The sequence below is a fragment of the Pseudomonas sp. B21-053 genome (assembly GCF_026016365.1).
Classification (GTDB): Bacteria; Pseudomonadota; Gammaproteobacteria; order Pseudomonadales; family Pseudomonadaceae; genus Aquipseudomonas; species Aquipseudomonas nunensis.
The window spans coordinates 2,592,295-2,607,282 of the sequence record NZ_CP087205.1 but is presented as its reverse complement, the minus strand read 5'-3'; the positions used below and the strand labels follow the sequence as shown (position 1 = coordinate 2,607,282).

General features: G+C 61.7%; 3 protein-coding genes. 2 read left to right on the top strand and 1 reads right to left on the bottom strand.

Annotation, left to right across the window (positions count from 1 at the left end; all coding sequences use genetic code 11):
* Positions 1-85: 85 nt before the first annotated feature.
* Positions 86-622: an AAA family ATPase gene (locus LOY68_RS12050; RefSeq protein ID WP_265044808.1), complete on the top strand. Its 537-nt coding sequence runs from the start codon at positions 86-88 to the stop codon at positions 620-622.
* 162 nt (positions 623-784) lie between these two features.
* Here the strand turns inward: LOY68_RS12050 and LOY68_RS12045 are convergent, their stop codons facing one another.
* The gene (locus LOY68_RS12045; protein ID WP_265044807.1) at positions 785-12,559 is read right to left on the bottom strand and encodes a peroxidase family protein; all 11,775 of its coding nucleotides are present in this window, start codon (positions 12,557-12,559) and stop codon (positions 785-787) included.
* A 692-nt stretch (positions 12,560-13,251) separates the two neighbouring features.
* Between LOY68_RS12045 and LOY68_RS12040 the strand changes: the two genes are divergently transcribed.
* Entirely contained in the window at positions 13,252-14,988 is a 1,737-nt protein-coding gene (locus tag LOY68_RS12040) for a type I secretion system permease/ATPase (protein WP_265044806.1), read from the top strand.

Here is a 14,988-nt window from a genome sequence, read left to right as displayed (position 1 = left end):
CCGCGGCAGTTTGCTTCTGGTCAGACTTTAATTGCCCATGCAAAACCTGCACAATCGCCGGCTTTTTCTGTGACAGGACGTCCCCATGCAACGGATTGTAATTCTGGGCAATGCCGGTAGCGGCAAATCTACCCTCGCCCGCGCCTTGGGCAAGCGCCTCGACCTTCCCGTTGTGCACCTGGACACCCTGTTCTGGGAGCCCGGCTGGGTCGAGCCCGATGCCGAGCAATTTCGCTTACGCGTCAGCGAAGCGATCGCCACGGATGCCTGGATTTGTGAGGGCAACTACGCCCGGCGCACATTCGACCTCCGCCTGCCCCGTGCCGACCTGATCATTTGGCTCGATACGCCACGGCTCACCTGTTTCACCCGGGTGATCATCCGCAGCATCATGAACCGCCCTCGCTCAGACCTTCCAGCAGGCTGCACAGAAAAGCTCGACCGAGCGTTCCTGACCTTCCTGAACTTCGTCTGGACTTTCGATCGCGGCTACCGCCCAGGTATCGACGCGGTGCGCCAAACCATTGGCCCGCAAATTCCTACGGTGCACTTGCGGGGCAGGCGTCAGATTGATGCATTTCTAGGTAGCTTGCCTGCGGTGCCTGAGGCCTGCTTTGAATAGATGACCCATCTCGGCCGGGCGCTCATTTGGCGGCCTCAGCCCATCGGGCCAGAAAATACGTGACAACCTTATTCAGGACGAGACAGGCTGATAAAAAAAGGGAGGGCATCCATTGCCCCCCCTCCTCTATGCACGCTCCCTGCAGCCATACCGATCAGAACCTCAACTAGCCAAAATGAAGTCCGAAGCAGTAACTGTCGTTGCGTCGGCCACCCCTATCAGGCGGATGGACTCAGCACCTGCGGAGCTGATCAAGGTATCCGCACCGAGATCGGTGATGATGACGGTGGCGGCAAAGGTCGCAGCTGTGACGCCGAACGAGGAAATATCGAGAAGGTCCTGGCCTCCCGCCGCGTTGGCATCGAAGTTGAAGATCTGATCGGCCCCGAAGCCCGCTGCGAACAGGAAGATATCGTTGCCATCGCCGGCATCCATGAGGTCGTTGCCGGCACCACCTGTGACCGTATCGCTGCCAGCACCGCCATCGATCAAGTCATTGCCGATGCCCCCCAACAAGGTGTCGTTACCGATACCGCCGAGCAACGTGTCGTTGCCATCGCCACCCTGGAGCAGATCGTTGCCGGTACCGCCATCCAGGCGGTCGTCACCCAGCCCGCCGAGCAGCGTGTCGTTGCCGAGGTCACCATTGAGCGTGTCGTTACCGCCGTTGCCGGTGAGGATGTCGTCGCCGCTGCCACCATTGAGGGTGTCATTACCTGCCCCGGCGGTGATGACGTTGTCCGACACGTTGCCGTTGCCGACGAAGTTGCCGACGCCGGTGTAGGTCAGGATTTCGACGTTGGCGCTGAGTGTGTAGCTGGCCTGCGACGCCTGCACGGTATCCGTCCCGCCACCGGCCACTTCTACTACCGCGTCCGCGGTTGCATCGACGATGTAGGTGTCGTTGCCGGCGCCCCCAACCAACTGGTCGGTACCCGCACCACCATTGAGGACGTCGTTGCCGGCCCCGCCGGTCAGGGTGTTGGCCAGCGCATTGCCGGTACCGGTGAAGTTGCCGACGCCGGTGAAGGTCAGGTTCTCGACGTTGGCACCCAGCAGGTAGCTGGCCAGACTGGTTTGCACCAGATCGGTACCGCCACCCAGTGCTTCGATGACGGTGTCGCCGACGTTGTCGACCACAAAGGTGTCGTTGCCGACACCGCCGTTCATGACATCCACGCCGAGCCCGCCATTGAGGATGTCGTTGCCGCTGTCGCCATTGAGGGTGTCATTACCTGCACCGCCGGTGATGACGTTGTTCAACGCGTTGCCGTTGCCGGTGAAGTTGCCGACGCCGGTAAAGGTCAGGTTTTCGAGGTTGGCACCCAGCGTGTAGCTGGCCAGCGCCGTCTGCACGGTATCCGTACCGCCACCCGCCGCTTCAACCACCACGTCCGCTACAACATCGACGACGTAGGTATCGTTGCCGGTTCCCCCCACCATCTGGTCTGCACCCGCACCGCCGTTGAGCACGTCGTTACCGGCCCCGCCGGTGATTGTGTTGGCCAGCGCATTACCGGTACCGGTGAAGTTGCCGGCGCCGGTGTAGGTCAGGTTCTCGACGTTGGCACCCAGCACGTAGCTGGCCAGGCTGGTTTGCACCAGATCGGTCCCGCCACCCAGCGCCTCGGTGACGGTGTCACCCGCGTTATCGACCACAAAGGTGTCGTTGCCGGTACCGCCGTTCATGGCATCAGCACCGAGCCCACCGTTGAGGATGTCGTTGCCGTCCCCGCCACTGAGGACGTCGTTACCGACTCCGCCGGTAATGGTGTTGGCCAGCGCATTACCGGTACCGGTGAAGTTGCCGGTTCCGGTGTAGGTGAGGTTTTCGACGTTGGCACCGAGCACGTAGCTGGCCAGGCTGGTTTGCACCAGATCGGTCCCGCCATTCAGCGCCTCGGTGACCGTGTCACCGACGTTGTCGACCACAAAGGTGTCGTTGCCGGCACCGCCGTTCATGGCATCTGCGCCGAGCCCGCCGTTGAGGGTATCGTTGCCGTCCCCGCCACTGAGGACGTCGTTACCGACCCCGCCGGTGAGGGTGTTGTCCAGCGCATTACCGGTACCGGTGAAACTGGCGACTCCGGTATAGGTCAGGTTTTCGACGGTGGCACCGAGGACGTAGCTGGCCAGACTGGTTTGCACCAGATCGGTCCCACCACCCACCGCCTCGATGACCGTGTCACCGACGTTGTCGACCACAAAGGTGTCGTTGCCGGCACCGCCGTTCATGGCGTCCGCGCCGAGCCCACCGTTGAGGGTGTCGTTGCCGTCCTCGCCATTGAGGATGTCGTTGCCGTCTCCGCCGTTGAGCGTGTCGTTGCCTGTGCCGCCAAACAACTGGTCAATGCCGCCCAGACCATTGAGCGTATCGTTCCCGCCCAGGCCACTCAGCACATCGGCACCCGCGCCACCGGTGAGCGTTTCCCCCAAGGCGGTACCCACCAGCACCACGCCAGGTGGCAGCGTAACGGCGGCGGTTGCCGCAGAGGTCACCGTCTCCAGCGTGCCGAAGCCATCGGTATAGCGCACGATCACCCGCAGTTGCAGATTGTTCTGCGCCACACCCGGGGTGAACGTCGCAGCGGTCGCGCCGGTAATGTTGGTGAAGGAAGCGCCGACACCTTGCTGCCATTGGTAGCTGAAGGTGCCCAACCCATCCGCATCGGCAATCCCGGCCGTCAGCGCGGTCAGCAGCTGCCCTTCTTCAGGCGTCGTGTCGCTGATCAGCAACGCGCCTGTCGGTGCATCGTTGACGTTGGCCACCGGGTCCGAAGGGTCGGACGCGATGCTTTCGGCCACACCGAAGTCATCCACGTAACTGACCACCACGCGCACCTGATCGCCGACCTGATCCTGAGTCAGCGTGAAGGTGCTGCCGGTGGCGCCGGCGATGTTGACGAAGCTGACCCCATTGGTCGCCTGCCACTGGTAGGTGAACTGCGGATTGCTGAGGCCATCAAGGTCGATGATGCTCGACGGGTCGGCGGTCAACAGTTGGTTCTGCACCAGAAGCCCGTTGATGGTCGGCCCTTCGGTCGGCGTGCTGTTCCCCGACGAGTCGATGATCTCCAGGGTGCCCTTGGCATCCTGATACACCGCCCTGACGCGGATGTTCAGGCCCGCCACATCGTCCGCCACCCGGTAGGTGGTGCCGGTGGCTCGCGACGCTTCGCCGGCGGCAAGAACGGTGATGTCTTCATAGATGCCCGTGCCGGGAATGTTTTCGACCTGCCAGTAGTAAGCCACCGCACCGGTTACCGCGCCGGTCGGATTGACCCCACTTACGCTGTCCGCGTCGTGTACCGCCCGATTGCTGACGCGCAGCAACTGGCCGGCGACAGGCGTGTCGTCACGCAGACCGGTAGCATCGTCGAGAATCGCCAGATGACCCGATGGGCCTTCGTTCAAGGCGGTACCCACACCGGACTCTTGTGCCAGGTCAGAGAACTGCAGACGCTCGATGCCCGTCAGTCGATCGACGCCATCACGCCCCGCCACCAGGTCGGTAACGATAACGGTGTCGCCCTGGACTTCGACAAGGTATTCCGTCGAATTACCGGAGTACACCGCGGTGTCGTAGCGGTCATTGCCGGTCAGAATCTCCCGCACGATGACCAACTGGCCGGGGTTGTAAGTACCGTTGAGCATGAACGGCACCATCGGCTCCATGCTGTCGAACGTGGCGATTTCCGGGCCAGTGCCATCGTTGTTCGCCCGCACGCTGATGCGTACGTTCAGCCACTTGTCACCATCGATGATGTCGTCACCACCGCGACCTTCGATAAGGTCGCTGCCGCTGCCACCGAGGATGATGTTGCCGCCGTCGAAGAACGTCGCTCCGTCTGGTAGCAAATCCGCCAGGCCGTTGATCAGGTTGATGTTGGTCAACACACTGCCGGTCGCGCCTGCGCCGGGCAGCGAGGTGGCATCTTCGTTATCACCGCGCAGGAAGTCACCGTGCTTCGAACCCGACAGCCCTTCCATGATGTCGAAACGCACGAGCGCCGAGGCACCCGATCCCGGCACCGGAGGGACATCGAAAAAGCGGTCGGTGAAATCGATGGACACGCCTTGGGCGAGGTCCTTGAAGGTTGCCCAGTCGTAGCCGGAACCGCCGATATAGCGGTCACCGAAGCCGAGACTGCCGACCATGATGTCGTCGCCGCCCTCGCCGTTGAACTTGTCGTTTTCGCTGGCGCCGATGAACACATCGTGGCCGATGACAGGGTCGTTGCCGAGCGGGTCGAAGTTGTCGCCAGGTGCACCGTCCGAGGTGCCCTTCTCGATCCAGTCGTCGCCTTCGTTACCCATGTCCTGTTCGTTGGCTTTGCTGCCCAGGATGAAGTCGTTGCCCTGGCCACCAATGGCCTCGGAAGCGTCCTCGCCAGTCACGATGAAGTCATTACCAAAGCCGCCAATGATCAGGTTGATGCCGTTACCGCCGTGCAGCACGTCGTTGCCGTCGCCGCCCTGGATGTTATCGTCGCCGCCACGGTCGCTGATGATGTCGTCGCCTGCACCACCGCGCAGTTGGTCATTACCGTCACCGCCTTCGATGCGATCGTTGCCGCCGTCACCCCAGACCGTGTCATCGCCCTCACTGGCGATGAGGATGTCTGCGCTGTTGGTGCCGCCGAGTACGATGTGCTCTCCACCGGTGTATCGGATGTAGTTGGCGTCCGGCCCTGCGGTCAGCGGGTTGTCGCGGAACACCACCTGCTCGCCGTGCTCGCCCAGTGGATCGGCGCTGCCCAGGCCATCGTTGAACTGCTTGCTCTGGTCCCTTTCCAGATAGAACCCCGGGTCCGAGAACACCAGGCCTGGCAAGTGCGTGGCCGAGGTGTTGGCCATGATCAACTTGGCGAACGAGTTGCTTTCCAGCTCGGCATTCATCGAGAGGCCGGAGGTACGCTCCAGATAGTAGAAGCGGTCGCCGTCCTGCAGTTTTTCCATCTGGTTCTCGAACACGAAGTTGAAGGTCGAGCCGAGCATGCCGCCGAACGGCGTTTTCTCTTCGGCCAGGCCGCCAATCCAGAGGTCGATAGCATCGACACCCGTTACAGTCACACCCTTCAGATCGTCGACAGTCCCCAGCACACCGTCCTTACCGGCACGCGTCACGTTGGCCCAAGTGCCAGTGCCGTTGAGGAAGTCCATGCGGTCAGCCGGCGCACCCGTACCGCCGAAAACCAGCGCCATGGCAGCATCGCGTTTGGCTTCCAGGGTGGTCGCGGCCGTGATCGTGCCATGCGTGCCATAGGCCGCGATGAAGTTGATCAACGACTCCGGATGCTTGAGGTGTTGGACCAGGTCGACCCAGCTGGTGTAAGGCTTGAGTTGGGTATCACCGGTCTGGCTGTAGATGTCGCGGCGGATCGCGTTGAGTGAGGGAATCCCCACGTCGCGGCCACGGGCGATGTTGATCGCCGGCAGGTCGAGTGGCAGGCCGAGCAGGTTATTGCGCAGCGCCTCGGTCACGAACTCGTCGATTTCGTTACCGGCTTGCCGAGTCACCCCTCGGATGATCGCACTGGTCGCATCCTCTGGCGTCACGCCACTGGCGGCGTACGCCAACGGGTTGAGGAACGCCGCGATCAAGCCCAGTTGCTGATCGGGATCAGCGCTGCTCGGATCGCCCACTACGTTGAAATCGACATCGTAGCGATCGACGGTCTCGGTCAGCATCGAGTGGCCAAACCGGTACACGGTGTGGGCGAACTCGGCGACGATCGAGGCATCGAGGTCGACGTCATAGACCTGGGTCGGCGCAAAGAACAGGTCGACGCGGGGCTGGATGGTTCGCGCGAACTCCTCGAACACCAGGTGCTGATATTGCATCTCGGTGCCGAACTTGGCCGCCTGGAACAAGCGCTCGCCATTCCACACCAACGCATCGATTTCAGCCTGGTTGGCTGGCAACACGCTCACCGGATTGATCAGCCACTCGTTGAGGAAGGCCACGTCATGCGAATCGAGCACGGTGTCCTTCGTCTGCGCAACCAGCCGGTTGTGCTCGGCGTGGAAGATCGCATGCACGGCGGTCAGGCCGATGTTCTCGTTGACCCGGCCGTCGCCGGCGATGTAATGCGCATCCAGCAGTTCGTTGTCGTAAGCCAGGTTGGCCCCGGTCTGCGGATTGAACGGCACTGCATTGCCAGCGACATTATCCGCGTCAGGAACAAGCACGCCACCGCTGAACACCGGCGCCGCATTGTTATTGATGTCAACGAGGAACTGATGCCCCGTGCGCACAGCATTGGTCAGGCTGATGGGGGCCAGCGGATTGCCTTCGACGAGAACGTCATCCGCGGTGCCGCCAAGACCGTCGAGCCCCTTCATCACGACCATCGGGAAGCCGTTTGGCCCCTTGATGAAATTGCCATAGGCGTCTGTCGCCAACAGCGGCGCGTTATCGACATCGGCATCGGTAAGGCGGATACCCAGGATGTCGTTGGCTTGCGCCTTGACCACCTTCCAGGTCGCCATGCCACCGATTTCAGTGTCGTCCGCGGTTCCGTACTTGCCATCCGACCCCAGGTCACGGTTGGTGATCAGCCTGCCGGTCGCGATGGGGCCGTCATCGGTCAGTACATAACCGCGCAGGAACACCTGGTGCGAAGGATGCGAGCTGTAGGTCTGGTTCTGGTCCACGAACGGCGTGGTGGTGTTGGTATGTTCATGGATGTCGTCGGCCGTGCCGAGCACACCATCCGCCCCTGGCTGGTTGGTCGCGCGAGTCAGCACCATGAAATTGGTGTGGCCGCCGGGTACATACAGCGGATCATCCGGTTGCAGCGGAATGTAGACGGTGCCCGAACCGCCCTTGGTGAGCAGGTCCAGACCATGGTCGAAGAACTGCCCGAAGAAGGTCATCCAGGCGTTGAACGGCGCGGACAATCCCGCATCCGCGGCGGTGTTCTCGAACAGGTACACATCGTGGTCATCGGCAGTACCGAACTGACCATCCATGCCGGGGCTGGCGACGATTCGTACGCCATCCTTGAGCACATCGTCGTTACCGCTCCCCACTACGCCGTAGTTGAGCACACCGTCCGCACCCGGGTCGTAAGCCGTGGCATAGGCCGCCGGGTTGTTCGACGTCTGGTCGACGATCAGGTTACTGATGGTGCGCGGTTGCGAGTCAAACACAGCGCCGCTGTTCTGCGCATACGACGATCCCGGGATGGCCGGCGAGCCGGGGCCGAAGAAGCCGGCAGGAGCACCCTCTGCCGGATTGAAGACCGGCTCGGTCAAGCGCGGGAAGGTGTTATCGGCGGCACCAAACTCGGTGTGGTTGTTGCCGTTGAGGTTCATCAGGTTGTTGTTCGATCCATCGACCGACCGCAGGCCCAACGGTGCGCGGATATTCGGGATCAGCGAAAGGATGTCCTGTCCGGCCGCGTCAGCCTCGGCAATCTTGATCTGATCAAGAATGAAGTTGAGGTCGGAGCGGACCATGTGAAGGCCCTCGCCACCCGCGGTTGCATCGACGACAGGTGCCTGCGCCACCGGCACGACCGGCGCGCCGGGAACCACCACGGACGTCGGTTGCGAGAACACCACTTCTGTCGTGCCATGACCGTCCTGGTAGATCGCCTTGACCCGCAGTGACAACCCGGCGAGATCCGGAGAGACCTTGAACGAGGTGCCGTCGGCACTCTGGAACGCCAGGTCACCGGCAGGCAGCAGGATGATGTCCTCGAACACGCCAGTGCCTGGATCGGCCTCGAACTGCCAGTAGTAGGACACCGAGGAATTGTTCAGAGTCCCCCCGACGTTGTTGGCATCGGTCACCCCGGCCACGCTGACGGTCAGCATGTCGCCCACCGTAATCGCCCCGCCGTTTGCATCGGCAATGGTCGGTCTGCCAACCGGTTGCGCATTAAGCCCCGGCACCAGCACTCGCTGGCCATCGGCGAATTGCAGACGCTCGATATGCAGCAGTGTATCGGTGCCGTCGCGAGCCACGTCGGTATCCGTCACCGTCCAGACATCGTCCGACAGATCCGCCGTGCCGCGGGTGTTCTGAGTCACCACATACTCGGACTGAAGCCCGGAGAATATCGCGGTGTCGAAAGCCGCCCCACCCGTCGAGGTACCGGGCAGGATTTCCCGCACGGCCTTGAGTTGGCCCGGGTTATAGGTACCGTCGATCATGAAAGGAATCATGTCGACCATGCTGTCGAAGCTGGCGATCTCGGGCCCGGTATGGTTGACATCACCAGGGGCGTAGACCGCAATCCTGACGTTGAGCCATTTGTCGCCGTCGATCAGGTCATCGCCCCCGCGGCCCTCGATCAGGTCACTGCCATTGCCACCCAGAATGATGTTACCCGTGGCAAAGCCTGTGGTCGGCAGCCCGGCATCGGACAGGAACTGCGCCAGTCCGCGGATCAACGCGACATTGGTCAGTGCGCTGCCCGTGGTGCCACCGTGGTTGATGATCGTGTCGGCATCGACATTGTCGCCTCTGAGCACATCGCCGAACTTCGAACCGGACAAGCCTTCGACCTCGGCAAACCGGTCAAGGATCGAGGCCGGCGATGCGCCGACCGGGTTGAACGGCCCGTTGTTCTGGTTAGGCGCGTTGCCGTGTGGCTGCGCCAGCGCGGCCATGGTCAGGTCAACGGTCACGCCGATCCGGTCATTTTTGTGGGTCACCCAGTCGAAACCGGACATGCCGTCCATATTGTCCTGGGCATCGCTGCCGACAAAGATGTCATCGCCACCCTCGCCGATCATTTCGTCGAAGCCACCGCCACCGACAAAGATGTCGTTGCCGATCACATCGTCGTCGAGCAAGGGCGAGGCGTTATCGCCAGGTGCACCGTCCTGGGTGCCCTTTTCGATCCAGTCATCGCCTTCGTTGCCGGTGGCTGGCAGGTTGGTCTTGGCACCCAGGATGAAGTCGTCGCCCTGGCCGCCAAACGTGGTGCTGATATCTTCGGTGGTGATGATGAAGTCCTGGCCATCGCCACCCAGGATCAGGTTGCCTGCAACCCCCATGCTACCGGCCACGATCACGTCGTTGCCGGCATTGCCTTCCAGGCGGTTGTCGCCGAACGAGTCGGTGATGATGTCATCGCCCGCGCCACCCAGTACCGCATCGTTGCCGGCGCCGCCTTCGAGACGGTCGTTGCCGCCGTCGCCGTAAAGGGTGTCATCGCCGTCACCGGAGATGAGGATGTCATTGCCGGCGGTGCCGCCGAGGACGACATGGTCTTCACCGGTGTATTGCAGATAATTGCTGTCCGCGCCAACGGTGTCGGGGTTGTTGCGGATCACCAGCGGCACGATTTCCACGCCGTTGATCATGAGTCCGCCAGTCGGGTCGGCCTTGCCGTCCACGCCAAGGTTGGTGAACTGATCGGCCTGATTCACTTCAAGGGTGAACGTCGGCGTCAGGAACACGGTGTTCGACAGGTGGGTGACATCGGTGTTGAGCATCATCAACTTGGCAAAGGAGTTGTTCTCCAGCTCGGTGCCGAAGTTCAGGCCCGCGGTACGCGACAGGTAGTAGAAGCGGTCGCCGTTCTGCAACGCCTCCATCTGGGTTTCGAACACGAAGTTGAACGTCGAGCCGAGCATGCCGCCGAACGGCATTTTCTGCTCGGCGAGGCCACCGACCCAGAAGTCGACATCGTCGAGACCCGTGATCGTCACACCCGTCACGTCGTCGGCCGTCCCCATCAGCCCGTCCTTGCCAGCCAGCGTTACGTTGGCATAGGCACCGGTGCTGTTGAGGAAGCTCAGGCGGTCAGCCGGTGAACCGGCACCACCGAATACCAGCGCCAAGGCCGCAGCGCGTTTGTCGGCCAGTGTGGTCGCCGCTGTAATCGTGTCATGCGTGCCATAGGCCGCGATGAAGTTGACCAGCGACTCGGGGTGCTTGAGGTGGTCCGCAAAGTCAGCCCAACTGATGTATGGCTTGAGTTGGCTGTCGCCGGTGGATGCGTACATCTCACGACGCGCTTCATTCAACGTGGGGATGCCCGTGTCGCGGCCACGCGCCATGTTCAGGGCCGGCAAATCGAGCGGCAGACCGAGCAGATTGTTACGCAACGCTTCGGTGACGAACTCGTCGATCTCGTTTCCGAGCTGGCGGGTCACACCGCGAATGATTGCCCCGGCCGCTTCGTCCGGCGTCGCCCCGCTGCCGGCGAACGCCAGCGGGTTGAGGAAGGCCGCGATCAATCCCATTTGCGAGTCCGGGTTGTTCGGGTCAGTGAGCAGCGGATTGAATTCGGGGTCGAAGCGATCGACGGTCTCGGTCAACATCGAGTGCCCGAAGCGATACACCACGTGGGCGAACTCGGCGAGGATGGCCGGGTTGATCGAGGTGTCATACCCGTTGGGTGCAAGGAACTCGTCGATCTGTGGCTGAATGGTCCGCGCGAACTCCTCGAACACCAGGTGCTGGTACTGCATCTCGGTGCCGAACTTGGCGGCCTGGAACAGGCGTTCGCCGTCCCACACCAACGCCGCAATGCCGGCAGGTGTCGTCGGAATCGCGGTCACGTCAACCGCCAGCCACTCATTGAGGAAGGCCAGATCGCCGGCGGCAAGGAGGGTGTCCTTGGTTTGCTGGACCAGGCGATTGTGTTCGGAGTGGAACACATGGTGCACGGAGGTCAGGCCGATGTTCTCGTTCACCCGGCCGTCGCCGGCAATGTAGTGAGCGTCGAGCAGTTCGTTGTCGTAGGTCAGGTTGTTGCCGCCCGCGCCAACCGGCTGCGCATTGCCGATATCGTCGTCAGCATCCGCCTGCAGAACCCCGCCAACGACTACCGGCGCGGCATTGTGGGCGATGTCGTCGAGGAAGCCATGCCCGGCGCTCACGGCGCTGGCCAGACTGATCGGCGCATCCCGGTTGCCTTCGACCAGTTGCGTGACGTCATCCGCTGTCCCGGCAATCCCGTCATTACCGTTACTGACGCGCATCACCACCTGCGGCATGCCGCTCGGCCCCCGGATGAAGTTGCCATACGCATCGGTCGCCAGCAGCGGCACGCTGTGCACATCGGCGTCGGTCAGGTTGATGCCAAGAATGTCACGGGCCTGGGCCTTGACCACGGCCCAGGTCGCCATGCCGCCATTGGTGCCATCGCCATCATCGGCCGTGCCGAACTTGCCGTCGGCGCCGAGATCGCGGTTGGTAATCAAGCGTCCCGTTGCAATAGGGTCACCTGCCGCGTTCAGGGCGTATTCGCGCAGGAACACCTGATGCGAAGGGTGCGAGCTGTAAGTCTGGCTTTGGTCCACGAACGGCGAGGTGGTGTTGGGCTGGCCATCATCGGCAGTGCCGAGTATTCCGTCCGCGCCGGGGGTATGCACTGCACGTGGCAGCACCATGAAATTGGTCGGGCTGCCCGGCACGTACAACGGATCGTCCGGCAGCAGCGGAATAAACACGAAGTCGGTGCTGCTCTTGGTGACCAGGTCGAGGCCGTGATCGAAGAACTGGCCGAAGAAGGTCATCCACGAGTTGAAGCCGGCGGTCAGACCCGCGTCCGGCGACACGTTGGGGATGAAGAACACTTCCTTGTCATCGGCTGTGCCAAACACGCCATCCAGACCGGGACTGATCACCGGGTCGGCGCCGCCGTTCGCCGCAACCGCGGCCGGGTTGTTGGCTGTCTGGTCGTTGATCAGGTTACTGATGATCCGTGGCTGCGGGTCGACCACATTCCCTGGCGCGGCATAGGCCGCTCGATACTGGGCATCCAGCACGCGCAGGAAGGAGTTGTCCGCCGCGCCAAATTCGCTTTGCCCGGCGACCAGGTTGTTGTAGCTGCCATCGACGGTTCGCAGGCCGAAAGGCACCTGACTGTTGGGGAGCAAATCACTGAGGCTGGCGCCGTTGGCATGCGCTTCTGCGATGAAAATTTGCTTGAGGATAAATTCCAGGTCTGACTTGTTGAAATTGGCCATTGCGGTGTCCTCGATCGATTGGGAGAAAAGCACGGGACGATGAAACCCTCCCACGCCCAGTCAGGTGCTGGCTTGCGCAGTTCGTTGGTTCGGTTGTTTGGCGAGAGCAGGCGTGGATCAGGCAAAGCCGTCCCCAGCGCCCGGTAAGGCGCGCCTGGAATTCGCGAAATGTAAGGTCGCTGAGCGATTAGGCAGAGCGATTCCGGGCCGCTGGTGGGCCATGGAATCGGGAAGTCGAAGCGAACTTCCTGAACAGCTCCGTCACGGTGCTACAGAACGAAATGATCGACATGCCGTGCTCCTTCAGGACAACCGTGCCTTGCACTTTCGAAGCGATGGCAAGCTTCAGACGGGCGCCCTTGAAGATGACTAAAGTTCCATAGCCATACGATGTCAATATTACGACGTAAAAAATTCGATTTGTATTTGGTACCACAACTTACTGTTCTTAAAAGAGTTATAGAAATTCAGAAGAACAGCTAGAGCGAAATGTTATTTCAAACTGTATCGCTAGAGAAACAAACGCCACCTACGCTGCTGCATGTGAACATAAAAATTTATGGAACTTTTTCAAGAACGCTATCGCTTGTGTCCACGAGAAGCATTCGCAACTACATCTATGGTTAGCGATGACATTTGCTGCTGCTTTTTTGCCGCAAGCACAACCGACTTTTTCGGTGAGGGTCTTTCAAATGCACAATCTCTCGAGTACCCGATCCGAACTGGCTGAAGCTATTTTTCGCCTGCGTCGCAGTTTTTATTCGCTGGCAGGGTTCAGCGGCATCATCAACGTCATGATGTTGACGCCTGCCGTGTACATGCTTCAGGTGTATGACCGGGCCTTGGTGAGTCGCAACGTCACGACATTGACGATGTTGACCTTGCTGGTGATAGGGCTGTTCTTGCTGATGTCCACGCTGGAATGGGTCCGCACCCGCGTGTTGATCCGGGTCGGCAACTGCCTCGACATGGACCTCAACCGACGCGTCTTCACCGCTGCGTTCGAGCGCAACCTGAGCCGTGCCGGAGGCAATCCGGCCCAGGCCCTGCAAGATCTCGCGCAAGTGCGTCAGTTCCTCGCCGGCAATGCCCTGTTCGCTTTTTTCGATGCGCCCTGGACGCCGCTGTACCTGCTGGTCGCCTATCTGAACCACCCGCTGCTCGGACTGATCACCCTGATCGGCTCGCTGATTCTGGTGTTCCTGGCCTATCTCACCGAAAAGGCCACGCAGAAGCCGCTGGCCGAAGCCAATCAGGCCGCCCTCTCCTCCGCCTGCTACGCCAACAACAACCTGCGCAACGCCGAGGTCATCGAGGCCATGGGCATGCTGCCGTCGATTGGCAAGCGCTGGTACCAAAGCCATTTGCGCATCCTGGAAATGCAGACCCTGGCCTCCGACCGTGCTGCCCTGATCAGCAGCACCGGGCGCTTCGTGCGTATCACGCTGCAGTCGCTGATCCTCGGCGCCGGCGCACTGCTGGCGATCGAAGGCAAGATCACCCCCGGAATGATGATTGCTTGCTCGATCCTCACCGGCCGGGCGCTGGCCCCGGTGGAACAAGTCATCGCGTCGTGGAAGCAACTGCTCGGTTGCCGTTCGGCCTGGGGCCGGCTCAACGAGATGCTTGAAGACTATCCGCGCCGGCCACCCAGCATGTCGCTGCAGCGGCCGCTTGGCATGCTGGCGGTGGAGAATGTGTATGCCGGCGCGCCCGGCACCGGCAACACGATTCTGCGCGGGGTGAGCTTCAACATCTCGCCCGGCGAAAGCCTTGGCATTATCGGCCCATCCGCCTCGGGCAAATCCACCCTCGCCCGCCTGCTGGTCGGCGTCTGGCCAGCGCAGGCCGGCAAGGTGCGCCTGGACGGCGCGGACATTTTCACCTGGAACAAGGGCGAACTGGGCCCCTGGCTCGGTTACCTGCCGCAGGATGTGGAGCTGTTCGAGGGCACCATCGCCGACAACATCGCGCGCTTTGGCGAAGTGGACAGCGACGCGGTCATCCGCGCTGCAAGAGCGACGGGAGTGCACGAGATGATCCTGCGTTTTGCGCAAGGTTATGAGACCCGTCTGGGCACCGACGGCAGCCCGCTTTCCGGTGGCCAGAAGCAACGCATCGCCTTGGCCCGCGCGCTGTATGGAGAGCCCAATCTGATTGTGCTGGATGAGCCGAACGCCAACCTCGACGACGTCGGTGAAAAGGCCCTGGTCGATGCGCTGGCCCAACTCAAGGGCCGTGGCGCCACCGTCATCCTGATTTCCCACCGCCCCAACGTGCTTTGCGCCGTCGACAAGGTGCTGATGCTGCGCGACGGCGGCGTTCAGATGCTGGGCACACGTGAAGAAGTATTCGCAGCGCTGCGCAAGACCCATGTGATGCCTGCAGGCGCATCGACTCCGCTGGCCTCCGTCAAAGCACGGGAGTGA